The sequence below is a fragment of the Shewanella jiangmenensis genome, from assembly GCF_018596335.1.
In the GTDB taxonomy this organism is placed as follows: Bacteria; Pseudomonadota; Gammaproteobacteria; order Enterobacterales; family Shewanellaceae; genus Shewanella; species Shewanella jiangmenensis.
Map to the genome: position 1 here is coordinate 432,901 of NZ_JAHEPS010000004.1, position 25,736 is coordinate 458,636.

General features: G+C 54.1%; 12 protein-coding genes and 4 tRNA genes. 5 read left to right on the forward strand and 11 right to left on the reverse strand.

The window, feature by feature from the left end; all coding sequences use genetic code 11:
- Positions 1-161: 161 nt before the first annotated feature.
- From KJI95_RS12950 to KJI95_RS12960, 3 genes are read right to left on the reverse strand one after another with little or no spacing between them, the layout of a single operon-like run.
- Complete coding sequence (locus tag KJI95_RS12950) at positions 162-3,233, reverse strand: multidrug efflux RND transporter permease subunit (RefSeq protein WP_214507618.1); 3,072 nt, start codon at positions 3,231-3,233, stop codon at positions 162-164.
- A 12-nt stretch (positions 3,234-3,245) separates the two neighbouring features.
- Positions 3,246-4,364, reverse strand: a complete 1,119-nt coding sequence (locus KJI95_RS12955; RefSeq protein ID WP_214507619.1) for an efflux RND transporter periplasmic adaptor subunit — start codon at positions 4,362-4,364, stop codon at positions 3,246-3,248.
- 43 nt (positions 4,365-4,407) lie between these two features.
- Positions 4,408-4,968 carry a TetR/AcrR family transcriptional regulator gene (locus KJI95_RS12960; RefSeq protein ID WP_214507620.1) on the reverse strand — a complete coding sequence of 187 codons (561 nt, stop codon included), beginning with the start codon at positions 4,966-4,968 and terminating at the stop codon, positions 4,408-4,410.
- Between the two features lie 144 nt (positions 4,969-5,112).
- On the opposite strand from KJI95_RS12960, the gene rep reads away from it, so the two are divergent.
- Positions 5,113-7,125, forward strand: coding sequence for a DNA helicase Rep (gene rep, locus KJI95_RS12965; RefSeq protein WP_214507621.1), 2,013 nt, complete (start codon positions 5,113-5,115; stop codon positions 7,123-7,125).
- 133 nt (positions 7,126-7,258) lie between these two features.
- Here the strand turns inward: rep and KJI95_RS12970 are convergent, their stop codons facing one another.
- Complete coding sequence (locus KJI95_RS12970) at positions 7,259-9,868, reverse strand: bifunctional diguanylate cyclase/phosphodiesterase (RefSeq protein WP_214507622.1); 2,610 nt, start codon at positions 9,866-9,868, stop codon at positions 7,259-7,261.
- A 217-nt stretch (positions 9,869-10,085) separates the two neighbouring features.
- On the opposite strand from KJI95_RS12970, the gene KJI95_RS12975 reads away from it, so the two are divergent.
- The 4 genes from KJI95_RS12975 to KJI95_RS12990 all read left to right on the forward strand — a co-directional run bounded on the left by KJI95_RS12975 (position 10,086) and on the right by KJI95_RS12990 (position 10,533).
- Positions 10,086-10,162, forward strand: a tRNA-Arg gene (locus KJI95_RS12975).
- Positions 10,163-10,198: 36 nt separating this feature from the next.
- Positions 10,199-10,274, forward strand: a tRNA-His gene (locus tag KJI95_RS12980).
- A gap of 25 nt (positions 10,275-10,299) precedes the next feature.
- Positions 10,300-10,376: transfer RNA gene (locus KJI95_RS12985), tRNA-Pro, on the forward strand.
- Between the two features lie 80 nt (positions 10,377-10,456).
- Positions 10,457-10,533: transfer RNA gene (locus tag KJI95_RS12990), tRNA-Pro, on the forward strand.
- Positions 10,534-10,888: 355 nt separating this feature from the next.
- Here the strand turns inward: KJI95_RS12990 and KJI95_RS12995 are convergent.
- The 7 genes from KJI95_RS12995 to KJI95_RS13025 form a co-directional block, all read right to left on the reverse strand.
- Positions 10,889-12,808: a bifunctional diguanylate cyclase/phosphodiesterase gene (locus tag KJI95_RS12995; RefSeq protein WP_214507623.1), complete on the reverse strand. Its 1,920-nt coding sequence runs from the start codon at positions 12,806-12,808 to the stop codon at positions 10,889-10,891.
- An 8-nt stretch (positions 12,809-12,816) separates the two neighbouring features.
- Positions 12,817-13,524: a transglutaminase-like cysteine peptidase gene (locus tag KJI95_RS13000; protein WP_214507624.1), complete on the reverse strand. Its 708-nt coding sequence runs from the start codon at positions 13,522-13,524 to the stop codon at positions 12,817-12,819.
- 17 nt (positions 13,525-13,541) lie between these two features.
- Complete coding sequence (locus KJI95_RS13005) at positions 13,542-14,147, reverse strand: OmpA family protein (RefSeq protein WP_214507625.1); 606 nt, start codon at positions 14,145-14,147, stop codon at positions 13,542-13,544.
- The gene (locus KJI95_RS13010; protein ID WP_432653800.1) at positions 14,144-15,517 is read right to left on the reverse strand and encodes a TolC family outer membrane protein; all 1,374 of its coding nucleotides are present in this window, start codon (positions 15,515-15,517) and stop codon (positions 14,144-14,146) included. The genes KJI95_RS13005 and KJI95_RS13010 overlap by 4 nt, the downstream gene beginning before the upstream one ends.
- Positions 15,518-15,582: 65 nt before the next feature.
- Positions 15,583-16,965, reverse strand: a complete 1,383-nt coding sequence (locus KJI95_RS13015) for an HlyD family type I secretion periplasmic adaptor subunit (RefSeq protein WP_214507627.1) — start codon at positions 16,963-16,965, stop codon at positions 15,583-15,585.
- The gene (locus KJI95_RS13020) at positions 16,962-19,130 is read right to left on the reverse strand and encodes a type I secretion system permease/ATPase (protein ID WP_214507628.1); all 2,169 of its coding nucleotides are present in this window, start codon (positions 19,128-19,130) and stop codon (positions 16,962-16,964) included. The genes KJI95_RS13015 and KJI95_RS13020 overlap by 4 nt, the downstream gene beginning before the upstream one ends.
- 95 nt (positions 19,131-19,225) lie before the next feature.
- Positions 19,226-25,732 (reverse strand): VCBS domain-containing protein, encoded by a 6,507-nt coding sequence (locus KJI95_RS13025; protein WP_349356737.1) that lies wholly within the window; start codon positions 25,730-25,732, stop codon positions 19,226-19,228.
- Positions 25,733-25,736: the final 4 nt, after the last annotated feature.

The window sequence follows — 25,736 nt, forward strand, 5'->3', positions numbered from 1 at the left end:
GAACTTGGCAGGATTGTACCCGAGGCTGCAGCTAACCCCAAGTCTGAGCTTAACTCCAAGCCAGAGCTTTGCCCAAAGCCAGATGTTAACGTTAAGGCCGAAGCCGCTGGCCTGAGGTGTGCGCTCAGACCCGGGGCTTTTGGCTTTGGAGCTTAAAGCAATCAGGCCTGCGCCTCTTCAAACTCGGGCAGCGGCTTGTGCTTTTCGCCAAGGAAGCTGTAAATCACCGGCAGTACAAACAGGGTGAACACAGTACCTATGGCAAGACCTGCCACAATCACCAGACCAATGTTGAAGCGGGCCACGGCGCCGGCGCCGGAGGCAAACAGCAGCGGAATAAGACCCGCAATCATGGCCGCGGTGGTCATCAGGATGGGGCGCAAACGGATTTTGGCCGCCAGGCTGATGGCCTCGATGCGGTTTATACCCCGGTGCAGCTGCTCTTCCTTGGCCACTTCACACATCAGGATACCGTGCTTGGTGATAAGGCCCACCAAAGTAATCAAACCGACCTGAGTGTAGATGTTCATCGACGATAAGCCGAACACATGGGTCCAGCCCAGCGCGATAAGCGCGCCACAGATGGCGAGCGGCACAGACACCAGGATCACAATCGGATCTTTAAGACTCTCGAACTGACTCGCCAACACCAAAAAGATGATGGCAATGGCCAGCAGGAAGGTGCTGTACAGCGCCGAGCCTTCGGTCACAAACTGACGTGCTTCGCCAAGGAAGTCGTAGTTGTAGCCCTTGGGCAGCTCGTTATCGCCGATGTTTTTCAGGAAGTTTATCGCATCGCCAATGGCCACGCCCGGGGTGGCAACGCCGCCCACGGTCAGTGAGTTCATCTGGTTAAAGTGTGGCAGTGAGCGCGGCTGCGCCACCATCTCGATTTCCACCAGACTGGAGAGCGGAATCGACTTACCGTCAGCGGCCTTAACGTAGTAGTTCGCCAGCGATTCAGGGTTGGCGCGCAGTTTACGCTCCACCTGCGGGATCACCTCGTAAGAGCGGCCATCCAGATTGATGCGGTTAACATAGCCGTCGCTCATCATGGTCGATAGCGTCATGCCTATGTCCTGCATGGTCACCCCATAGGTGCCCGCCAGATCGCGCTTGATATGAATGCGCATGCTGGCAGAGTCGAACTTGAGGTTCATCTCTGAGTAGATGAAGTACGGACTCTTTTGCACTTTTTCGAGCACCTGGGTACCAATCTGGAACAGGCTCTCGAAGCTGCTGGCGGTGGTGATGACAAACTGGATCGGCAAGCCGCCCGAGGCGCCTGGCAGTTCCGGCATCTCGAAGGTAGTCACCGCCATGCCGGGGATCTGTTTGACTTCACCGGCAAAGAACTTCTGCATTTCCTTCTGGCTCTTGTCACGCTCGCTCCAGGGCACCAGCGGCGCAATACCAAATGCCTGATTGGCATTGGGAATACCGACGAAAGCCAGTGAGGCGGCCGACTGCGGCTGGGCCTTAATCATGTCGGTGACCAGCTTCATATTGCTCTGGATGTAATCAAGGTTCGCGGTAGAAGGCGCTGTGCCCATCATCATCACCACGCCCTTGTCTTCCTTGGGGGCAAGCTCGGCGGGGATGAATTTAAACAGCAGCGGCAGCGAGGCAAACACGATAACCGCAAAGGCAACCACCACGGCACGCTTTTGCATCACGGCGGCCAGCATACGGGCGTAGCTGTCGGTCATACGGGTTAAGGTGGCTTCCACCGCATGCTCGAACTTGCTCGGTGCGCTGTGGGCTTTAAGGATTTTCGAGCACATCATAGGCGACAGTGTCAGCGCCACAATCCCGGAGATAAACACGGCGCCGGCGAGGGTTAAGGCAAACTCTTTAAACAGCGAGCCTGTGATCCCGCCCATCAGCGCAATTGGCGCGTACACCGCCGCCAGGGTGATGGTCATGGAAATCACCGGCACCGCAATTTCGCGGGTACCTATGATGGCGGCGCGAAACGGGCTTTCACCGAGCTTGATATGCCGGTCGACGTTCTCTACCACCACGATGGCATCGTCCACCACCAGACCAATGGCCAGCACCATGGCGAGCAGGGTCATCAGGTTCAAACTGAAGCCGAAGGTCTGCATGATGATGGCCACACCAATCAGCGACAGCGGAATGGTGACAATCGGAATAAGCACCGCCCGCAGTGAGCCCAAAAACAGGGTGATCACCACAATCACGATAATCGCCGCTTCACCAATGGTCTTGATAACCTCATTGATGGATTCATCGATGGCGCGGGATGAATCGTACAGGATACGCGCCTTGATGGAAGGCGGCAGGCTGCGCTCGATTTCCGGCAGCAGGGCACGGGCATCGGCGGCCACGGTGAGCGGGTTGGCGGTGGGGGTGACGTCCAGGCCAATCACCACGGCCTCCTGACCATCGGCGAGAGCGCGGTACACATCGTGGCTCTTGTCCAGCGACACTTCGGCGATGTCGCCAAGGCGCACCACCTTGCCGTCACCGCTTTTGATAACGAGGCGCTTGAGTTCATCAATGGTGGCCACCTGAGTATCGGCGGTGCCGTTAAACAGGGTGTAAACGCCATTGGCCTGACCTACGGCCGACTGGAAGTTGTTGGCCTGCAGTACCTGCATGACCTCGGTGGCGCTTAAGTTAAAGGCGCCCATGCGAGCCGGGTCGAGCCATATTCTCATGGCGTACTGAATGCCGCCGTACAGGTTCACCTTGGCCACGCCATTGATGGTAAAGAGCTGCGGCTTGACCACCCGCTCCAGATAATCAGTCAGCTGACTGGAGTTGATCTGGTCGCTGGAAAAGGCGATATAGAGCACTGACGTTTGCGAGCCGGTGGACATGGTCACGGTCGGGTCTTCAGACTCTTTGGGCAATTGCGAACGCACCGAGTTCACCTTGGCGAGAATATCCGCCAAAGCGCCGTTGGGGTCGGTGTTGAGCTTCATGTAGACGTTGATATTCGACTTACCGAGAAAGCTCTCGGAGGTCATAAAATCCACATTGTCGGCCTGGGCCAGCGCCTGTTCCAGTGGCTGGGTAATAAAGCCCTGAATAAGGTTGGCGTCGGCGCCATAGTAGCTGGTGGCCACGTTGACCACGGTATTGGTCATCTCGGGGTATTCCCGCACCTGCATGCTTTTCAGGGCATTAAGGCCCAACAGCAGGATAAGGAAACTTATCGAAATCGCCAGCACCGGCCGCTTGATAAAAATATCGGTAAAGCGCATCCGGATGTCTCCTTAGAGCCTTGGCATGGCGTCAGATTCGGTCAGGGCCTTGTCTTCCACCACCTTCACCTTGCTGTTGTTCGACAGGCGGATTTGACCCGAGGTCACCACCATGTCACCGGCCTTGATGGCGCCGCTCACCAGCGCATCATTGCCGCTGCGCTCCAGCACATTGACGTTAAGCTGATGCACCCGTGACAGGGTTTCACCGTTTTCGGTTTTTTCTTCAACCAGATACACAGAGTTGCCATAGAGGGTGAAGTTGATGGCGGTTTGCGGCAGTACAAACTGGTTTTCAAGGGTAGGCAGCAGCACATTTACCCGGGCGAACATGCCGCTTCGCAGCTTGGCGTGGTCGTTCGGAATGCGCGCCTGCACCTGAATGAGGCCGCTCTGGTAAAACACCGCAGGTTCAATGGCGGCAATTTCGCCTTCGAAGGGCTCGTCGGGGTAAGCATCCACAAACACATGAATTTTCTGGCCCACGGCGATGCGTGGCAGCTGGGTTTGCGGGATGGTGAAACGGATTTTCATGGTGCTGATATCTTCGATACGCACTATGTCGCTGCCCACCTGCAGGTATTCACCGAGGTTGATGTTGCGAATACCCACCAGGCCATCGAAAGGCGCGCGGATTTCGCGGCGGCCAATGGTGGCTTCCAGGCTGTCGATATCCGATTTAAGTGCCAGATACTTGGCTTCGGCGTTGTCCAAATCCTGTTTCGAAACCGACTTTTGCGTATAGAGGCGTGACAGGCGCTTGTAGTCGGCTTCGGCAGCAGGCAACTGCACCAGCTTGGACTGCAGATTGGCTTTTTCTACCTTGGTGTCCAGCGCGATAAGTAGCTGATCTTTGGTTACCTTGGTACCGTTTTCAAAGGCGATTTGGGTAACAACCCCCGCCGCTTCGTTAGCTACTGTCACGCCCTGATGAGGCTCAACAAAGCCGATGGCGTCTATGGTCGGCTGCCAGCTTTGTGGGCTCAGCTTCATGGCGGTGACCGGAAATTCCGCTTCCGGCATGTTGGCGATGGCATCTTTAATCTTGGCCTTCACAAACAGGTTAAAGCCGATGACGCTCCCCAGAGTCACCAGCGCGATGATCAACATGATCACTATCCACTTCTTCATTGCCTTTTGGCTCCGCTTGATGGTGGTAATTAAAGTTTAAAAATCAACGTTTGATGGCGTGCCAGCTGAGGTCACAGACCACTTCCAGCTCGTCCATTGAAAAATTAAGGCCAGTGCGGCGCATGCGGCGGCAAAGGCCAACCGCAGGCTCCAGCGCCAGCGCAAACAGCAGTTCGTCATTCAGGTCGACTATTACCCCTTCGGCCTTGGCCTCATTGAACAGGGCATGCAGCGGCGCAAAGGTGGCCCGCTCAAACTGACGATGTTCCTCGCTGTTGGCACCCGGCAGATGGGTGTACTGCTCAAAGTTGAGCCGCTCCATGGTGCAGGTTTCGCCCAGCCTGATGATGTTGAACCAAATGCAGCGAAAGCGTTGCTCCACGCTGCCAATCTCGCTGCCTTGTAAAATCGAGTCGGCAATCTGGGTCAGCACATCGCGGCGTAATTCATCAATCAGCTCGTCCTTGTCGGTGAAATAACGGTAGATGGTACCGGCGGCAACGCCGGCATCCTTGGCGAGCTTTTGCATCGACAGATTGTGCAAGCCTTCGTTGGCGATGATGTTTTCCGCTGCCCGCAGGATTTGATCCCGTTTGTTATCCATGGTTTTAATCGCTTATGAATGAACGTTCATTCATTCTAGAGTGATAACGTAAACTTGGCAAGCGCAGCTATGGTCGCCCTTTGTAAAAAGGATCTGCTATGATCCCGCTTCTGTATTGCCTTTCCCCAAGAGAAGTTTGCCCCGATGAAGCTCAACCCCGCTCAAGATGAAGCCGTTCACTATGTCTCCGGACCCTGCCTGGTTTTGGCCGGGGCGGGCAGTGGCAAGACGCGGGTGATCATCAATAAAATTGCTTATCTGGTGCAAAGGTGCGGCTATCAGGCGCGCAATATTGCCGCGGTGACCTTTACCAACAAGGCGGCGCGGGAAATGAAAGAGCGGGTGGCTCAGTCGATGGGCCGCAAAGAGGCGCGGGGGCTGTGGATTTCCACCTTCCACACTCTGGGGCTTGAAATCCTCAAGCGCGAACATAAAACAGTGGGCCTCAAGGCTGGTTTTTCGTTGTTTGACGATCAGGACACCCTGGCGCTGCTTAAAGAGCTCACAGTCAACGAGCTTAAAGATGACAAAGACTTACTGAAGCTGCTGGCAAGCGCCATTTCCAACTGGAAGGGTGCGCTGGTTATTCCCGACCATGCCCGCAAGATTGCCAAAGATGAGCGCGAGCAGCTGTTTGCGCTTCTGTATCAGCGCTACGCCCAGCATATGAAGGCCTACAATGCGCTGGATTTTGACGACCTGATTCTGTTGCCGACTTTACTGCTGAAGCACAACGCCGAGGTGCGCAGCCGTTGGCAGGCGCGTATTCAGTACCTTTTGGTGGACGAATATCAGGACACCAACGGCAGTCAGTACGAGCTGGTAAAACTGCTGGTGGGTGAGCGGGCGCGCTTTACCGTGGTGGGCGACGATGACCAGTCGATTTACTCCTGGCGCGGCGCCAAGCCACAAAACCTGGTGCTGCTTGGTAAGGACTTCCCCCAGCTTAAGCTGATTAAACTCGAGCAGAATTACCGCTCCAGTCAGCGCATCCTGCGGGCGGCCAACATCCTCATAGCCAACAACCCCCACGTGTACGACAAGTCGCTGTTTTCTGAGCTGCCCTACGGCGAGCCGATGCGGGTGCTGACGGCGCTCAATGAAGAGCAGGAAGCGGAGCGGGTGGTGGCCGAAATTGTTCGCCACCGCTTTGTGGGCAAGACCAGCTATGGCGATTACGCCATTTTGTACCGAGGCAACCATCAGTCGCGATTGATGGAGCGGGCGCTGATGACCAACCGCATCCCGTATAAACTGAGCGGCGGCACCTCGTTTTTCTCCCGCGCCGAGATTAAAGACATCATGGCCTACCTGCGGCTGGTGGTGAATCCTGACGATGACAATGCGTTTCTGCGTATCGTTAACCTGCCCAAGCGTGGCATAGGCCCGGCGACGCTTGAAAAGCTGGGTAACTTCGCCAACAGCAAGCATATCTCTATGTTTGCGGCCATCTTTGAGCCGGAAATTGAGCTGCATCTGGGTGGCAGTGCCCTTAATGCTCTGGAAGAGTTTGGCCGCTTTATCGTCGAGACCGGCGATGTAGCCGAGCGCGGCGAAGGGGTGGATGCCATCAAGCAGCTTATTCGTAATATCAATTACGAAGATTTCCTGTATGAAAGCAGCCCCAGCGCCAAGGCCGCCGAGATGCGTATGAAAAACATCTCCGAGCTGTACCGCTGGGTAACGGAAATGCTTAACGGTGATGACCTGGACGAGCCCATGACCCTGCCGGAGGTGGTCAGCCGCCTGACGCTGCGGGACATGATGGAGCGCTCCAGTGAAGATGAAGCGGGCGATCAGGTGCAGCTGATGACGCTGCACGCCTCCAAGGGGCTGGAGTTCCCTTACGTGTTTATGATTGGCATGGAAGAGCGGATACTGCCGCACCAGAGCAGCATAGATGAAGACAACGTGGAAGAAGAGCGCCGCCTCGCCTACGTGGGCGTGACCCGCGCCCAGCGAGAACTGTGGTTTACCATGTGCCGCGAGCGGCGCCAGTTTGGTGAGACCATGCGCTGTGAGCCGAGCCGTTTTCTGGATGAGTTACCCCAGGACGACCTCATTTGGGAGAGTCGCAAGCAGCCCCAGAGCGAGCAGCAGCGTCAGGAGACCGGCAAGGCCAACATCGCCAACATCAGGGCGATGCTGAAGAAGTAATAGAGGGACGACAAGCACGCCTGAGCGTGCTTGTCTGATAAGCCGAGCTTATATACAGAGCTTATATACAGAGCTTATATACAGAGCTTATATACAGAGCTTATATACAGAGCTTTGGTTCGGTGGCGCTGGTTCAGCTGCAGCTTGCCAGCGCATTGAGGCGGGTTGCCTCGTGGGTTTGGAATAAGGTCACACCAGCGCTGGTCAGTGCCCTTTGAGTGTCGGCGCTGCCGTTTTGGGCGGCAATCACCTTAAGCCCCAATGACATGGCCGCCACCGCCGAGGCAGTCAGCAGCCGCATTTTCTCCTGCCCGGCGTCTTCGCCGGCACTGGCGAGGCGCAGCGCCTTCACCGGCATCAGCGTCAGGGATTTGAACGAGCTGAAGCCGTTACCATAACCTGAGAGCCCAAACTGCACTCCAAGTTTGCCAAGAGCCTCAAAACCCGCGATATGACTTTGGGTATCCTGCACCACCGCCGCTTCATCAAAAAACAGCCACAGCTGTTTTGCCGCGCAGTGGGTTTCTTTGACCATGTTTTTAAGGCCCCTGAGCGCGTGCTTGTGCTTTAAATGGGCGCTCGAGAGGCAAAGGTGCAGCTCGGCGCCATCGAGCCAATCCGGCACGGGGTCGGCCAGTTGGCGCAGCAGGTAACGGTCAAGCTCGAGGCTCAGGTTGCAGCGCTCGGCCAGGGTTGCCAGTTCAAGGCCGCCAAGTGCGTGTCCGCGTGGATGCTCCCAACCAAGCGACAGCGCGTATGCGCTGGTCTGCTCCTGCTGCTGGCAAACCACTGGCATTACCTGCAGATACAGCTGCTCATGAATTAGGGCGTCGCGCAGCAGCGCCTCGTCCTGATGTTCCTGATGGCGTTCTGCCCGCCCTTTTGCATCAAACACCACATAGCAGCCCTTGCCGCGAGCCTTGGCCTGATACATGGCGGCGTCGGCATCGCGAAGGATGGATTGCGCCGTGTCCTTAAAGCCGGTGCCGCTGACGGCAATCCCGATGCTGGCGCCGGACTGGAACAGGCTGTCGCCGAGGATAAAGGGCACCGACAGGGCGCTCAGGATCCGCTCTGCCACTTCTTCGGCATCTCTTGGACTGTTGATGTCATCCAGCAGCACCACAAACTCATCACCGCCGATACGCCCCAGGGTGTCGATTTCGCGCACGCAGGCCGACAGGCGACGGGCTGTTTCTATCAGGAAGCGGTCGCCTTCGAGGTGGCCCAGGGTATCGTTAATCTGCTTGAAACGGTCAAGGTCGATAAACAGCAGCGCAAACTGATCGCGACCATGGCGGCGTACATGGCGCACCGCCTGTGCCAGACGCTCGGTAAACATGGCGCGGTTGGGCAGGCCGGTGAGGGTGTCGTGCTTGGCGTCGTGGATAAGCTTTTGTTCCACTTCTTTACGCCGCAGAATTTCCTGTTCAAGTTCGCCGTTCAGCTCGGCCAGCGCCCGGGTGCGTTCGGCCACTTTCTCTTCGAGCTGTTCGTAGCTGCGCCGCAGCGATTCGGCGTGCTGTTTGCGCTCGATGGCGGTGCCTATGTGCTGGGACACGAAGGTGAGCAGCTCAAGGTCCCGCATCTGGTAATTCTGGGTCATGCTGAGGCTGTAAATCGTCAGCGCGCCTTTGACTTCATCGCCGATAAACAGCGGCACACCAATCCACTGGTGCATTTTCTGAGTGTTGTTGAGCTGCGGCGTGTGGGCGTAGATATCGCCCCGCGCCATCAGTTCCTGAATGTCTTTTTGGTCGAGCAGCAAAGGACGGCGGCGGCTTAGCAGATATTCGGTCAGGCCATCGGTCATCGGCCGCCGTTTGGGCGCCTCGGTGCCAAGCTGTGAAACATAAAACGGAAAATGGAGTGCATTCTCTTGGGCATCAATCAGGGCGATATAGCAGTTACTGGCCGGGATCAGGTGGCTTAAAATGCTGTGCAGGCGCTGGTAGAAGTCGGGCTGCTCCAGCCCCGATGCCGACAGCTCGGCGATTTCAAACAGGGATTTTTGCAGGCGCTCGGCGCGGCGGCGCTCGTACACTTCCTGCTTAAGCTTATCGTAGGCTTCGCTGAGCTCTCGGGTGCGCTGGTCGATGGATTGCTCAAGCTGCTCCTGATGCCTGAGGCGCTCCATCACCCCGGAAATATGGTGGCTGATAAACTCCATCAGCTCGATTTCGGTCAGGCCGTAGTTGACCTCGCTCTTGTAGGTTTGCACCACCAGAACGCCTGTGGTGCGCTCCTGATAGCGAATCGGCACCCCAAGCCATTGGTGGCTGGCACTGCCGAGGCTGACGATGTCGCCCTGCGCTTCGAGCCGTTCAAAATCGGCTTGGCCGCAGAGTGCGGTTTCGCCCTGACGGAACACGTAGCCGGTAATGCCGCGCATCAGGATTTGATGCAAATCCTCTTCGGGAAACATTTCAGAAGGATGCGGGTCTTTTTCATCGGCGAAAAAGGGGATTTCCAGACGGCCTGTGCGATGGTTATAGGTGGCGATAAAAAAATTATCGGCGGCAATCAGAGATTTAAGATGCGCGTGTACGCCGGCGTAAAAATCTTCCGGTGAACTGACTTCGGTGGCTATATGGGTGATTTGCAGCAGCGCGTCCCGAACCACTTCGGCGCGCTTGTATTTGCCGGCGAGGCGCCTGAGTCGGTCGACCCGCTTGAGCAGACGACTGACGTCATCCCCTGAAGGGGGATTGGCTTCGTCCGTAAATCCAGAATCCCTTTGCATATTACTCGCCGCTATTTTTTTGTTATCTGACGGGAATTTGACCCTGAACCAGAGCATACATCGTAATGCTGACACCAGAAAGTGAAATCTGTGAATGATTTTTGCGCAGTCGCATGGTCGTTTGTGTCAAAACTTGAGCAAACGACGAAAAAAAGCAATTTATGCTCTGGACTCAGGGCCAAATACCCCATACTATATGCGGCGCTGACACGGCAGGGCACCCATAGCTCAGTTGGATAGAGCGCACCCCTCCGGAGGGTGAGGCCGAGGGTTCGAATCCTTCTGGGTGCGCCAGTTAGGTTCGACAGTGTCAGCAAAGGAAATTCAGTGGTGACTGTAGCTCAGTTGGTAGAGTCCCGGATTGTGATTCCGGTTGTCGTGGGTTCGAGCCCCATCAGTCACCCCACTTCCTGCTAGAAGAAGTATCACGTCGGTGATTAGCGCAGTCCGGTAGCGCATCTGCTTTGGGAGCAGAGGGTCAGAGGTTCGAATCCTCTATCACCGACCACTTCTTTCTGTTTAAGGTTACATGAATGCCGCCAGGCATTTTTTTGTTTGTGACATTAAACAATCAGCTTTCGATATCGTCGGTGATTAGCGCAGTCCGGTAGCGCATCTGCTTTGGGAGCAGAGGGTCAGAGGTTCGAATCCTCTATCACCGACCACTTCGATTCCTCCTCGCGTTATCCTTCTGATTTATCCTCTGAATTACCTATTTTATCTGGTTTTGCTACGCGTTTACTCGGCTTATTGCGCTATCCGCTTGCTGCCAGTTGCGATAGTTTTCGCTTGTTAGTCTGCTTCTGTTTACCTGTTTCTGTTTACCTGTTTCGGTTTGCCTGAGTCGGTTTGCGATGGCGGCCTTGTATTCATGCCGAAAGCTACTGTTTTGTTGCTGTAAGCGGCACTGGCGTGTGTTTGAGCCAGCATTACCAACGTCTGGCTCTAAGTCAAAAACCACTAATAGATCAAAAAAATAAGGGCGCCACTGGGGCACCCTTATGCAGGCAGATTTAACGCTTATTGCACCGGCTCTGGCGGCGCGATAAAGCCTTGGTAGGCCGTGGTCTTGAGCGGCATAAAGCGATCTAGCTGCGGCTTTTCCTGAATGCCTGTGACAATCACCTGAATTTCCAAACCGCGGGCCACGTTCACCAAAGCGCGGCACAGCTCGGCGTTGTGCTGGTTTTCGTCGTAGTAGGCGAAGGATTGATCCAGCTTCACGTAGCTTGGGCGCAGTGACTGCAGATAAGACATAGAGCCAAACTGGCGACCGAAATGGTCGATACCAAACTTGGCACCATTGTCGCGGATGATGTTACACAGGGCTTCGCAGGCCTCGGGGTTGCTGTAAACGCCTGACTCTGGAATATCAAAGCACAGCCGCTCGGCCAGCGGTGTTGCGCGCAGGAACTGCTGCAGCCACTGATGGAACTCAAGGTCGGTTAAGCTCTGATGGGTCAGGTTGATGGCCACAGGTTCAAAGTTGCGATCGAGCAGGTGCAAATCGTGCACTTTCTGAATAAGGCACTTATCCAGGAGGGCGCCGAGCGACAGGAGTTCAACATAGGGCATGAACTGACCGGCGTGGGCCAGCTTGTCGCCGATTTCCAGTTGGCAATACAGCTCGCGCTGCAGCAGGCCTGCACCGTCGGTAAGCTGAATGGGTTGCCAGCGGAATTTGAACAGTTTGGCGTTGATGGCGTTGGAGAGCTTTTCGCGCCACTGCTCGCGGGTGAACAGCTGCTCTTCGTTGGACTCAAACCAGTGATACACCTTGCCGGATTTCACGGCGGTTTGCAGCGCGTTATCCGACTGAGCCAACATGTCGGAGGCCGTCATGGCGCCAATCCGCTCCGCAAGACCAATAGAGAAGCGCTCGTTGGGTTTACCGCCGGCCTTGGAGATTTCCTGATTCACGGTGCGAATAAGGGTTTGCAGATACTTGCTGATCTGCTCCTTATCCACATCAAACACCAAAAAGGCAAATTCAAATGCCGCAATACGCGCCACCACACCGGGGGCGACATCTTCAAGCTGGCTTTGCAGCTTTTCCGACAGCAACTTGATGGTTTCGTCGCGCACCTGATAGCCGTATTTGGCGTGTACGTCTTCGAGCCAGTCAAACTTGGCCATAAACAGCGCGCCGCTGCCGGGCTCAGACAGCCAGCTGTTGAGGCGACCCACCAGATACTGGCGGTTTGGCAGGTTGGAGACCTGATCCACCAGATTCTTTTTACGCAGGGCCGTTACTTCTTCATCGAGGGAGCTGAAGATTTGCTTGAGCTGCGATGACATGCTGTTAAACGCCAGCACCACCTCTTTAAGCTCGGTGGTTTTAGGGATCTCCAGCTCAGGGCCAAACTGGCGGTTGGCGATGCTCTTGGCATGCTCAGACACCACATGCAGGGGTTTTAAAATCCAGTTCAGGCCAAAACGGGCAAAGAAAATAGCCACCAAAAACAGCACCGAGAATACGATGATGGTGTTGGTGAGAATGCGCCACAGTTCATGGTAACCAAAGCCGGGGTGGGCGGTGATTTCCAACTGCGCCAATTGTAGCCAGCCTGAGGTGATGGTGCTGTCTTTCTTGATGGTGCCGAAAATCCCCAGGTCGATAAACCACTGGGGTACGCCCTGGATCTTCAGACTGTTGTTCCATTCCTTCTGCTTGCCGTCAACCAGCCAGGTCAGTTTGACCTGTTGATAGTAGCCGCCTTCGAAAATCACGTTGATCAGGGTTTCGGCGGTGGCGATATCACCGGATTCCAGTGCGGGCACCAGCAGCAGGCCCAATGAGTTACTGACGTTATTGAGGTCAGATTCCATCTGGTTGGTCAGGAAGCTCTTGGTCTCTGTAAATTGCACATAGGCCAGGCTGGTGATCACCAAAAGAAACAGACCGAACAATAGCGAATACAGCTGTCGAAACAGTGTCATGTTGGGTATTACTCCAATCTCATTTTGGGGGTTTTCAGTCGCGAAACGCCGAGACGTTGGGTTAAATCGGTCCATTTTTCCAGCCTGGACGACGACCCGGCCAATTCACCCCGACCACGTTCTTTGTTCAGCCACAGTTGTTTACCGTTAAAGCTGTAAACAGGCAGCAGATCCCGGCGTTGGGTTGCTGGCTTTATGGATTTATCGAGGTTATCCAATACCAAAGGCACAGACCCGGGTGTTTCATAGTAGGCCAGTACCATATGGTATTGATTCACAGAGGTGGCTTTTACCATGGTAATGCGCAGCTTTTCATCGGGGATCCCAAGCTGCAACAGGGTAAAATATTTGGCAATGGAAAAGTCTTCACAATCGCCGCCGGCGGCACCGATAAACTCCATCGGGGTGGCCCAATAATTGGAATCGCCCCAGAGTTTGATGTCGTCAACGAAATTGAACATATTGAAAAAACTGTTCACCTTGGCGAGCTTTTCCTGATCGCCCAGTCCCTGTGCCGAATCAACCAATTTAAACCATGCGTTGGCTCGCTGTCCCGCCCTGCCGCCATACTTGGTTTCCAGGGCTGAGACAATTTTGCCGCGATCCAACTGTGCACTCGAATGCGCCAGCAGACACGTTCCCACCATGGCCACTGCCAACAGTCCTTGTCGGCAGACCTTAAGCAATGGTTGGGTGAACGTTTGTCTGCCTGTCATGGTGTTAGGTCACGGGCCTATTTCGCTTGTTGATCAACAGTATATATGTTCCATTTCAAATCGGCAGCGGTATCGTCACCTACAATTTCGGCGATAACGCGACGATTTTTTTCATGGGCTTCCGGCGTGTCGCTGGAATCCACAGGACGATCGTAGCCATAGCCTATGGCCTTGAGCCTGGAGCCAGCGATGTTGTATTGCTGCTCCAGTACCCGCGTTACCGCATTGGCACGGCGCTGCGACAAATCCATGTTGTGCTCATAACCGCCGGTCTTGCTGCAGTGGCCTTCAATGGTCACAGAGGTATTGGGGAACTGGCGCATAAAGTTGGCCAGATCTTCAATCTGTGAATAATACTGCGGTGCCAGATAATCCGAATCATTCGGAAACAGTAATTTTAGCTCACGGCGCTCGTTAATGGTCTTCACCTGGCCGCAGCCATAGTTATCAACCGCCGCGCCGCCAAGTGTGCCGGTGCAGCGCTCACGGGCTTCAATTACGCCGTCTTTGTCCGGATCGTTAAGATCAAATTGCTGGTTGGTTGCGCTGTCCATGCTGACGGTGTCGCGCATAGAACAGGCGCCCAAGCTCAGCAGTGCCAGAATTATCAGTGTGGTTCTCATTGTTTTACTCCCCCTTCATATTCGCGCTCTCCCTGCCATACGCTTGGGCGGGTCACTTTCAGTGAGTCCAGCAGGCGACCGGTTGAGTTCAGCACCCGGTATTTGGCAATCACTTCATCATACTCAGCCTGCAGATAGTCCTTACGGGCTTCGAACAGTTCGTTTTCGGTATCCAGCAAGTCGAGCAGGGTGCGTTGACCGAGGTTGAATTGCTGGGTGTAAGCGACCTGAGTATCTTTGGCGGCTTTCACATGATCACGGATAAAGTCACGCTGTGGGCCAAGCAGTTCGTAGGCGTTCCAGGCGAGGTTTACGCCTTCGACCACTTCGCGGTAGGCGCGCTGACGGATTTCTTTGGCTTCGCTGATGTTGTAGGCCGCTTCTTTTTCACGGGCGAGATCTTTACCGCCGGCAAACAGGTTGTAGCGAACCCGCACCATGGCGAGCAGGTCATTGCTGTGGCCGCCAACGTCGGAGCGGAATGCACCTGAGCCGGTAATGCCATCTTCGCCGTCCATGTCGTTGTTCCAGTTACCATCAAGCTCAAGGGTGACCTTGGGGTAATAGGCTGACTGGGCTGATGAGCGTTGGTTTTCGGCGGCATTGATGTCAGCGGCAGCCGATTTGAGCACAGGGTGATTGTCCTGGGCCAGGGTCAGGCTGGTCGCCAAATCGCTTGGCAGCATGTCGGTGTCGGGTACGGGCACTATCATGTCATCGGGCGCCAATTCGACGATGCGGGCGAACTGCGCCTTGGCATCAAAGAAGTTGTTGCGGGCAGACATTACGTTGGCGTTGGCGCGGGCCAGACGGCCGCTGATTTGCGACAAATCTGCAATTGAACCCAGACCTGAGTCGGTGCGCTGCTTGATTTGATCGTAGATTTCTTTGTGGGTTTCGAGGTTTTTCTCAGCCAGTGTCAGCACTTGTTCGGTGCGGATGTAGTTGATATAAACTTTGGCCACGTCGAGCGCCATGTCTTCAGCGGCGGCAAACAGCGCCCACTGATCGGCACTGGCTTCAAAGCTTAAACGGTCCACTTCGCTTGGGGTGTAGAAACCGTCAAACAGCATTTGGCGGATACTGATCCCGGCTTCGCCGCGCTCCAGCTCAAAATCACCATTGTCACGGCCAAAACGGCGGCGCGTCGATGGGCTGTCGGTTTGTTCCCAGCCATAACCGCCGGTCAAATCAACGGTAGGCATGTAACCGGCCACGGCCTGGCTGACTTGCTCTTCCCGCGCTTTGAAGCGGTTAAATGCGGCGCGCAAATCTGGATTGCTATCCAGTGTGTGTGCCACGGCTTGTTCCAGCGTCAGGGCGCTGGCTGACATTGGCAGTAAAATACCGCCGATGGCAGCGGCCAGCATACCGATGCGCAGCTTCTTCAAGCTTTTGTTTTTCATTGATAAACCCTCCCGGTTTAGTCAGAGCCTTATCTTTCCCTTAATGCGGTATCCTTGGCTCTTAAAATTGGATTTAGTAAATACTCGAGTATCGATCGTTGCCCGGTGATCACATCGACTGATGTGAGCATGCCGGGGATAATTGGCATCTGCGTGCCATCGTCTTTTACCAAGCTGGACTCTTCGGTCCTGACGCGGATTAAATAAAAACTGTTTCCTTCTTCGTCCTGGGTGGTGTCGGCACTGATGTGCTCTACCGTGCCTTTCAGGCCGCCGTAGCGGGTAAAATCGTACGCCGTGACCTTCACCACTGCCGGTAACCCCGGGTGCAGGAAGGCGATGTCTTTGGGCGTAATCTTGGCTTCGACCAACAGTTGGTCTTCGGACGGTACAATCTCCATGATATCGACACCGGGCTGAACTACGCCGCCCAGAGTATTGATATGCACAGATTTCACCGTGCCATTAACCGGTGACGTAATAACCGCTTTACTCACTTTATCCTGCGCCCCAACCTGGGCTTCGCTCATGCGCGACAGCTTGGTTTGCATCTCGTTAAGCTGTGCCCGGGCATCGGCAGCAAAGGTAAATACCGCTTCGCGACGCTTGAGAATAGCCTCATCCATTGCGGCTTTAATCTTGGGGCGCATGTCGCGGGTGGATTTGAGTTCCCCTTGCAGATCGTTCACCGTGCGCTCGAGCTTCAGCAGCTCAACTTCCGGCACAATGCCTTTTTGCGCCAGTGGCCGGGTTAGCTCAAGCTCGCGGCTGATCAGCTGGAAACTGGTGGTCAGGGTGTTGATCTTGGTGGTCAGCTCTTCGTTTTCCTGCTGACGCTGCTGGATTTGGCGCGCCAGGATCTCGAGCTGGTTCTCCAGGCTGTCAAGCCGTCCATGGTATTCGGCTTGCTGGCGGGCAATCAGCTCAGGTTTTTGTTCTGCCAGTTCGCTGGGGAAATTGAGCTGTACCTTGTTGATTTTCACCTGCTCGCGCCAGTCAGACGCCATGTCAGACACTGTGATGCCATCAAGTTCCGCCTTGATGCGGATAACGTTGGCGCGCAGGCTGTAAACCTCTTGCTCCTGCTGGGCAAAATCGGAGCGGAAGCGGGTATCGTCAATCCGCGCTAATGGCTGACCTTTGGTCACCAGATTGCCTTCGCGGACAAACAGCTCTTGCAGCACACCACCATCAAGGCTCTGGATCACCTGAATTTGCGAGGAGGGAATAACCTTGCCAGCGCCTACGGTGACCTTATCGAGCTCGGCAAAGTAGGCCCACACCAGAAAGGTAAACATCAGCGCAGACAGGGACCAAATTGTGAGCCGGTGGCTGGTCGGTGCATCGGTCATCATGGCGCCGTATACGTCATCGACCATTTCAAGGTCACGTGCGGTCAGCTTTTTGCTCATGATTTACCTCCGGCCAGCAGCCCAAGGCTCAGTTTCTCCAACACCTCTTCTTTGGGGCCATCGGCCAGCACATGGCCGCGATCAAGCACTATTACCCTGTCGACCAGTTTAAGCAGGTGCATTTTATGGGTAATGATGATGAGGGTTCGGTCTTTGCTGACATGCTCCATGGCGCGGATAAACTGCTTCTCGGCGCGGGCGTCAAGGCTGGCTGTTGGTTCATCCATCAGCAAAATCGGTGGGTCATTGAGGGTCGCGCGTGCCAGAGCGACCGTTTGACGCTGGCCTCTTGATAGTGCCTGACCGCCTTCGCCCACCTGCTGCTCCAGACCTTCGGACTCAAGATTGGTAAACAGGCTGACGCCGGAAATTTGCACCGCGCGGATGAGCTGGTGCTCAGATACCTGGCGGGTACCAAACAGGATGTTGTCACGGATAGAGCCGTGAAACAGCACCACATCCTGCGGCAGATAACCAAAGTTACGCCGCAAATCGCTTGGGTGGATTTGCGCACTGTCGATACCATCGTAACGCAGGCTGCCCTTGGTCGGTTTATAGAGCCCGCACAAAAGCTTAGCCAGGGTGCTCTTACCCGAACCGTTGCGGCCGATAATCGCCACTTTTTCACCCGGTTGGATATTCAGCGAGGTTGGGTGCAAAACAGGTTTTTCGGAACCCGGATAGCAAAAGCTCACATGGTCGGCTTCAATCTTGCCGAGCAGGCGGGTTTTACTGACCAGATGGCCTTTGTTCTCGAACTCGTCTTCCTGAGTCATGATCTGATCGAGCTGACGCAGGGCGCTGGCGGTATGGTTAGCGCGGGTCAGCAGACCAGCAAGCTGCGCCATCGGTGACATGGCGCGGCTAGACAGCATCACTGCTGCGATAATGCCACCCATGGAAATGTCGTTATCGGCAACCCGGTAAACCCCGAGAATGACCACAAACACTACGGTTACCTGCACCATAAAGCTGGCGACGTTACTGACCGAGTTGGACAGCTTTTTCGCTTTCAGTTGCCAGTTGGCGGTGTGGCCAATCATTTGCTGCCAGCTTTTTTGCACCAGACCTTCGGCGCCATAAGCCTTGATAGATTCAAGGGCGGCCAAACTCTCAATCAGGTGACCATGCTTAAGGCTGGCGTACTTATTACCTTCTTCGATGGCTGCCTTGAGTCTGGGTTGTATATACAAGGTGTAACCAATAATGATGACGCCGCCAAGGAGTGGCAGCAGAGCCAGATCGCCCGAGACGATAAAAATAATCACCAGGAAAAACAGGGCAAATGGCAAATCCACCAAGGTGGTGATGGTAGCTGAGGTAAGAATGTCGCGGATACTGTCAAATTCGCTGAGCTGCTTTGCCATGCCGCCGACACTGGGCGAGCGCTTGGACAGCGGAATACCTACCGCTTTGGCAAACAGTTGCGATGAAACAATGATATCGACTTTTTTTCCAGCAACATCAATAAGGTAGCTTCGAAGCTGACGCATGATTAAGTCGAACAGGTAGGCAATGCCGGCACCAATGGCCAGCACCCACAATGACTCAAACGCCAGGTTGGGAACCACCTTGTCGTACACGTTCATGATAAACAGCGGTGATACCAGCGCAAACAGGTTCACCAGTACAGAGGCAATCAGGGCATCGCGATAAATGGGCGCTGAGTCTTTGAGGATACTGAGCAGCCAGTGACTTTTATTGTCATGGTGATGCACATCAAAGCCCATATCACCACGGTATTGCTGTTTAACCAGAAACAGATAACCCACGTACAGGGTTTCAAGCTGTTCGATGGCAAGGGTTTCTTCGCCACCGGTATCCGGCAATTGGATAACGGCTTTATCAGCTGTTAACTCCCTAAGCAAACATGCTTTTTTATCTTTCAGCAGCAGGATGCAGGGCAGCATGATAGGAGTGACCTGATCCAGCCCTTTGCGGGTTAAGCGGGCGTTGAGCCCGGCCCTTGCCGCCGCTTGGGGCAGCAAATCCGGAGTCAGCACAGCTTCAGACAGCGGCAAGCCTGCCGCCAGTGATTCACTGGAGCAGGGGGAGCCAAAATATTCGGTGAGAAGAACCAGACTATCGAGCAGGGGGTCAACAGTGACCCGCGTGGAAGCAGCGATAGTCCATTGTTCTTCGCTTCCGGGAGCAGATAAAGACACCTTAGAAATTTACCTTTTTATTTTTATAGCCTTAGAGCCAGTATAGCCATGCCGGACCATATTGCTATAGTCCGGCATGTCGACTGGGTGACGCATTAAGGCAGGATAGTATCCCTGCGATCTTCATCCAAAGGCTGAGGTGCAGAGCGCATGATTGGCTGGGCATCGCCAGAGTCACTCTGGGTATCGACAATCAGCGGACCTGTGCCGTTACCGAGCAGACCGTTGATGATGCCCGATTGAACGCCATCTGCATCCTGTCCCTGCAGGTTATACGCATCCCGCAGGTCAACCCCATCCAGCACGATCCGCTGGTCGATAACACCATCTTTGTTGGCGTCAATTTCGATAGTGGTAGAGCTGTTACCGAAGCTGAAGCTGAGGAAGTCTTCCAGATTTCCATTTTCTTCACCTTGCAACAGATCGCTCAGGTCCAGCTTATCTTCGTTGACGTTAAAATCGATGATGTGGTCGGTGCCAGTTTCACCCGCCTTCCAAACGAAGATGTCACTACCACCGTCCCCGCGCAGCACGTCATTACCACCGTCGCCGCGTAATACGTCATCGCCAAGACCGCCGATCAGGGTGTCGTCGCCACTGCCCCCGCGTAAGCCATCAATGCCTTCGCCGCCGATCAGCAGGTCGTTGCCACCGCCGCCATAAACGACCTGATTACCTTCCCCACCGTTAACAGTGTCATTACCTGAGCCCAGATTGACGGTATCGGTCTTAGGTTGCATTTGTTGTAAAACGTCGTTCAGCAGGGTGCCATCACCATCTGTGATGTTGGCTTCGGTCATGAACTTACTGGCCATAATTTCAGCTTGGGTCACGACGGCGTTGTGCAAATTCGGTAAAGAGCTGCCTGTGTTTACAACATTATTGGCAGTCGAAACCCCCAAATCCACGTAATCATTGCTGGCGCCGGCATTTATCAGTAACTCAGTGCTCTTGGCAAAATATTGAACACCTAAATCAACAGACCCAACAGGCGTGATTCCTGAGAAATATGCGCCCAGATCAACTGCAAATTGTGCTTGATTACCTGATTCTGTCAGCAGGAAGGTATCATTTCCTTGCGCGCCATTACTAATCGTGGCTGGTGGCAGCACGGTCACCTGGAAGCTGCCGTTGGTCTGAGCTTTATCAAGGTTACTGGCTTCGGTTGCAGTGGCCACGACGGTAACATTAAAGGTGCCGGTATTCGGCGCTTTAATCTGCAGGTTACTCTTATCCCAACTGCTGATATCCAAGGTGCCATCTGCGCCAACCACTGCAGTGTTACCCAAGCCATCCTTGAGGATCGCACCCTCGGGCAGGCCTTGCAGTTTGACGCTGAGCGACTCAGAACCATCTTTATCAACAAGACTGGAACTGATGTTGCCAAGTTTAATAAACTTGTTGTGATAACCCAGGTTATCAACAGCTCGGAACGCCAGGTTGTCCATGATAGCGCCGACGGAGTCCGAATTATCAGCCTCGAATAGCAGGCGATAGTTGCCGCTGGTGCCCACTGGCAGTGTGACCTTTTGATCTTTCAGCCAACCTGAGCTGGTTGGATTGAAATCGTACAGCATCACAGCTTGTGCCATTATTGGATTGCCACCGGCATCCAATGGGATCAGTTTAATGGTCAGGCCTGAGGTGGAGGCACTGTTTACACGTGCCGCAATGTCAAAACCCAACTCATAGAAGCGGCCAGCTTCCAGTCTCATGTCGGTGTACAGGGTCTTATCGCCGTTATTAAACTCGATTTCCATGACCTTGTTGTTGGAGTCTCCACCTAAGTAGGTCTTCTCCAAGCCAACCTCAATTTTGCCGCCAGAGTTGCTGGTGTGCCAAGTGCCGAGGGTATCCAGGCCGGAGATGCTGTCTGCTTTGACACCGCTCCATCCACCAGAAACAGGCACGTCTTCGAAGTTGATTGAAGCGAGGTTGGTGTAGCTGCCAACTTTCAGGGTTGGCGCATCAGCTACCGCTTCTACGGTGATAGACAGGGTGCCGACACTACCGGTGTTGGTGGTGTAGGTGATTTCAGGTACTTTGCCGCTCCAATGAGAGTTTGGCTGGAAGCTGTAGTCACCATTGGCTTTCAGAGTGAGCACACCGTCTGCAAGTGTATGGGCAGTGTTGCCCGCGTTGTAGCTGGTGCTGCTGCCCGCAATGCTGAAGCTTGTTACGGAGGTGTTGTTTACGCTGTCGTTGCTAAGCACATTGCCTTCGATTGGGCCGCGGTCCTCAAGGCCGCTAATGCTATCAGCATTGGTAGCTACAGGCAGATTTTCCACCTTATTCACTGCGATATTGATGAGAGCACTGCTCTTATCGCCATCGGCGTCGGTTATGGTATAGGTGAAGGTGTCGACGGCGCCTGCAGGGATCTTGCTACCATTGGCGGTAACCTGGTAATTGTAGTTTCCGTCGCCAAGGAGTGTCAGAACCCCGTATTGACCCACAACCTTAGTGCCGACGTTTCCGCTGACACCGGTATTTTGCTTGTCACCTGCGTCGATACCGACAATATTCATGACCTTGTCTGAGCCAGCGACATCGTTATGCAGCACGTTGCCGCTGGTGGATGGCAGTTCATAGCCGGTACCTGCAACCATACGTACAACCAGTTCATAACTGTTTTCTTTATTCTCGGCAGTATGGATTTCGGTGACCACGTTACCTGTTAGTTTATCTTTGAAACCAACAACCTGTAGCGTATAGAACGCGCCTTCATAGTTAAAGGTAACGCTGGTTTGGCCAACTTTCACAATATCCTTCGATGCCTCAGGATCATCTTCATCATTTGGCGTTTCGTTGTGAGTAAAGTTGAGATCCAGCGAAACCGGCGTGGTTTTGCCATACGCATCTGTCAGCGTGAACGTTACATTCATGCTGGCGCCGGTGATTGATGTTCCAGCTTGGGTCGGCCAGTTATAGTGGGTAAAGGTGCCAAGCACTATGTCTTCATTCAGTGCAAGATGGCCTGACAAAGCGGCATCGTTGTCGATAAAGCCATAACCTGACTTGTACGTATCTGATGGTACACCCCAACGCAGCTGATCTTTACCATCGTCGTTATCCAGGCCACCGCCATTGGTTGCGCTGGTGCCATCGAATTTCTGAATGTTAGAACCACCTTGAGTCGTGGTCCAATTGGCAACAACACCGGAGACCAGGAAGCTGTCGACGATGACATTTACTTCGCCGCCATCGTTGTTGGCGAGGTTGTTGTCGTCAGCTACAGTGACGGTTACCGTTGAATTAGCGGTTACACTTCCGTCGGTTGCAGTAACCTTGATGCCGGATATTTGGATGGAGTCGGCGTTTGCATTGTGAGGCAAGCTGCCAATCAGCTCGGCTTTCACTTCAACAGCACCTTGCTGACCTGCAGTTATCGCATCCCAGTCAAGGGTCAGCTTGATAAGCTCTTTATTGCCAATTGAGCCAATTAAGGTCTGCTTATCACTGCTCAAGGTCCACTGCAGTGGTTGGCGGATACCGTCGACCTGAATGCCATCGGTACTGGCAAAACCAATGCTGTTCACATTACTGCCGCCAGCTTTGAACAGCAGGGTACTGCTGTCACTATCGGGAGCATCCGTGAGCAAGGTAGCTTCGCTCAATGAGTTAAGCGCGTTTGGCGTTAACGCACTGAGTGTGCTTGGCGGTGGTGTCAGAGTTACGGTAAACGGATTGGTGCCATCAACATCGCCGTCACTGTCGGAGATAGCGACATTAAAGTTAAGCACTGCACCTACAGGATCAACATGCTCCGTTGATGACGTGAAGCCTAAGAGGTTGAAATCCGGGTTGCCAGTGACCTTTTTGAAGTCGATTTGACTGATGCTGGTAAAACCAGCGCTGTTTATTGCTGCAACCAAGTCGGCACTGGTACCTTCCAAGGTCACAGTAGTTTGTATGCCGCCCTTTATGCCATGAATTACAACAGCTACCTCATCTGTGTAAGTGGCGCCGCTGTTTGAAGTAAACGATAAGCCATCTACCCCGGTAATTGGTGACGTAAAGTTCAAGCTAAGCACTTCGCCATCATCAATGTCTTTACCCGAACCAACACCATAGCCGTTGGCAGACGAGTTGACGGTTGCGGCAACTCCGTTTGCAGTTGCTGTCATGGTAAAGGCAACGGTTGCAGGAACATCTTTGGTAATCTGCCCGTTGTTATCCACATACAGCACTTTATTGTTACCACCGATATTAGTGGTGAAGTTGACCGGCAAATCCGTCACCGTAGTGATAGGATTGACGACATTCATCACGTAACTACCATCGTTGGGGTTTACGGTAAGCGTAAACATCAATGTTTGGGTAGGGGACACTTCGTTATTGCCATTCAGGCCCGCCCAAGCCGCAAGTGGAGTTCCGCTGTCAGTGTAAGCAATCAGAACATCGGGGTTAGCTTTGTCGACGAAGTAATAAATTTTCTCTCCGTCGCCGGTAGTTTTACCCGAATCGATAAACCAAGTGGATGGAGTGTCTTTGTTCCATCCTGCGATATTCACCGTCAGGTCGGCGGCATACTCATCACCACTTGCTTTGTCGTTGCCGTCTGCACCTGCGACCGCGACCGCACCAGTTATGGTGGCGTTGGCCTGGTTTAAACCACTACTGTTGGTGGCCGATGCCTCTATCAGATCATCGACAATAGTCACAGAGATATTCTGTGAGATTACACTGCCATTGCTGCCAACGGCCTCCACAACCACGCCCTCGATCAGTGAGCTGAGGTTAAGATTCGCGGCGCCGTTAACCTGCTTGATATTATCCAGCAGTTCAACCTTCACAGTAATGTTGCCAGAGGTATTGGCACTGATGGCATTGGTGTCGGCCAGAGACATCTTAACTACCTCGACACCACCTATGGTGCCGACGATGCTTCCATTTGCGAGCGCCCACACAATGGTTACGCCTGCTGCCAGATTGGATGTTGTCGGTTGGTTAAGATTACCAATTGCGGCAAATCGGAACTGAGTCAGGTTTTCATTACCAGCGGTAAAGCCAACGCTGGAGTTGACCGTGACTGTGGAGCCTGGCGTTGCACGCAAGCCAGATTCGTTCACAGTAATGTCTTTATTGCCAGGTTGGTAAACTGTCGCAGTATCAGAGGCTTGAGCAGAAGTATTGCCTGCAACGTCGGTCTGAGTAGCGGTAACGGTAATGCTTTGACCTGTAGCTGGGACATCCTCATTCCAACTGATCACGCCGTTATTGTAACTAAAACCACTGGCAGGTGATCCGTCAGTATTAACTAAGGAGCCTCCTTCTAGTTTGAAGGTGTAGTTACTTATATTGCCGCCATTATTAACAGTCAGGTTTACTACGCCACCGAGCAATAGCTCGGCATGGCTGACAGTTGCCTGCAGTTGAACGCCCGCGCCGTTACTACTGATCTCGCCTTGAGTCAGCAAGCCATCGCCAGGAGTGCCATCATCCACAATCCATACAGTGGGTGCTGCAGGTGGGGTATCGTCCAGATCTTTCTCAAACAGGGTAATGTTGGCATCGGATTTGCCACCATTATTATCTGTCGCAGTCACAACGTATACACCAGAGTTTGGTGCCTGCTCAAAATCGTTAACGGCTGCAGCTGCGCCAGCAGCGGTCATAGAGATCTTACCGCTACTATCAATCGAGAAGTAACCGTCTTCACTTACCGCATGATAGCTGTTGTCTGCCCACTTAAAGCTAAAGCCGGTCACTGAACCATCGATATCTGATGCCACTACATTCGCTACAACAGCGCCAGCAATCTGATTCTCGAAGTAACCAAACTCCTGATTACTGATGATAGGTGCATCGTTGGTGCCGGTGATGGTGATGGTCACCACCTGGTCGGCCCAGGCGCCCTTGTCGTCAGTCACGCGGACGGTGAAGTTGAGCACTTGGCTCTGACCTTCCTTCAGCGCCTGAGTGGCTGCGGCATTGTTGTCGAGGGTGAAGGTCCACTTGCCGGTGCCGTCTACGGAGAAGGTACCGTAGGCATTGGTGGCATTGAGCACACTCCAGCTTTCGGTGGCGTCAGCATCGACGTCGGTGGCATTGAGCTGACCGGTCGCGGATGGGGTACCGGCAACGTCGGTGCCGTTATCCAGATCACCGGCTTCCACGACAGTGCCACTGGTGACGCTGTCATTGGTGATAACCGGGCTGTCATTGGTGCCGGTGATGGTGATGGTCACCACCTGGTCGGCCCAGGCGCCCTTGTCGTCAGTCACGCGGACGGTGAAGTTGAGCACTTGGCTCTGACCTTCCTTCAGCGCCTGAGTGGCTGCGGCATTGTTGTCGAGGGTGAAAGTCCACTTGCCGGTGCCGTCTACGGAGAAGGTACCGTAGGCATTGGTGGCATTGAGCACACTCCAGCTTTCGGTGGCGTCAGCATCGACGTCGGTGGCATTGAGCTGACCGGTGGCAGACGGGGTACCGGCAACGTCGGTGCCGTTATCCAGATCACCGGCTTCCACGACAGTGCCACTGGTGACGCTGTCATTGGTGATAACCGGGCTGTCATTGGTGCCGGTGATGGTGATGGTCACCACCTGGTCGGCCCAGGCGCCCTTGTCGTCAGTCACGCGGACGGTGAAGTTGAGCACTTGG

Excerpts from the sequence above, each read along its gene's own strand:
- KJI95_RS12955 (WP_214507619.1), bottom strand. The coding sequence starts at position 4,364 with ATGAAGAAGTGGATAGTGATCATGTTGATCATCGCGCTGGTGACTCTG.
- KJI95_RS12970 (WP_214507622.1), bottom strand. The coding sequence starts at position 9,868 with ATGCAAAGGGATTCTGGATTTACGGACGAAGCCAATCCCCCTTCAGGG.
- KJI95_RS12995 (WP_214507623.1), bottom strand. The coding sequence starts at position 12,808 with ATGACACTGTTTCGACAGCTGTATTCGCTATTGTTCGGTCTGTTTCTT.
- rep (WP_214507621.1), top strand. The coding sequence starts at position 5,113 with ATGAAGCTCAACCCCGCTCAAGATGAAGCCGTTCACTATGTCTCCGGA.
- KJI95_RS13015 (WP_214507627.1), bottom strand. The coding sequence starts at position 16,965 with ATGAGCAAAAAGCTGACCGCACGTGACCTTGAAATGGTCGATGACGTA.
- KJI95_RS12960 (WP_214507620.1), bottom strand. The coding sequence starts at position 4,968 with ATGGATAACAAACGGGATCAAATCCTGCGGGCAGCGGAAAACATCATC.
- KJI95_RS13000 (WP_214507624.1), bottom strand. The coding sequence starts at position 13,524 with ATGACAGGCAGACAAACGTTCACCCAACCATTGCTTAAGGTCTGCCGA.
- KJI95_RS13010 (WP_432653800.1), bottom strand. The coding sequence starts at position 15,517 with ATGCTGGCCGCTGCCATCGGCGGTATTTTACTGCCAATGTCAGCCAGC.
- KJI95_RS12950 (WP_214507618.1), bottom strand. The coding sequence starts at position 3,233 with ATGCGCTTTACCGATATTTTTATCAAGCGGCCGGTGCTGGCGATTTCG.
- KJI95_RS13005 (WP_214507625.1), bottom strand. The coding sequence starts at position 14,147 with ATGAGAACCACACTGATAATTCTGGCACTGCTGAGCTTGGGCGCCTGT.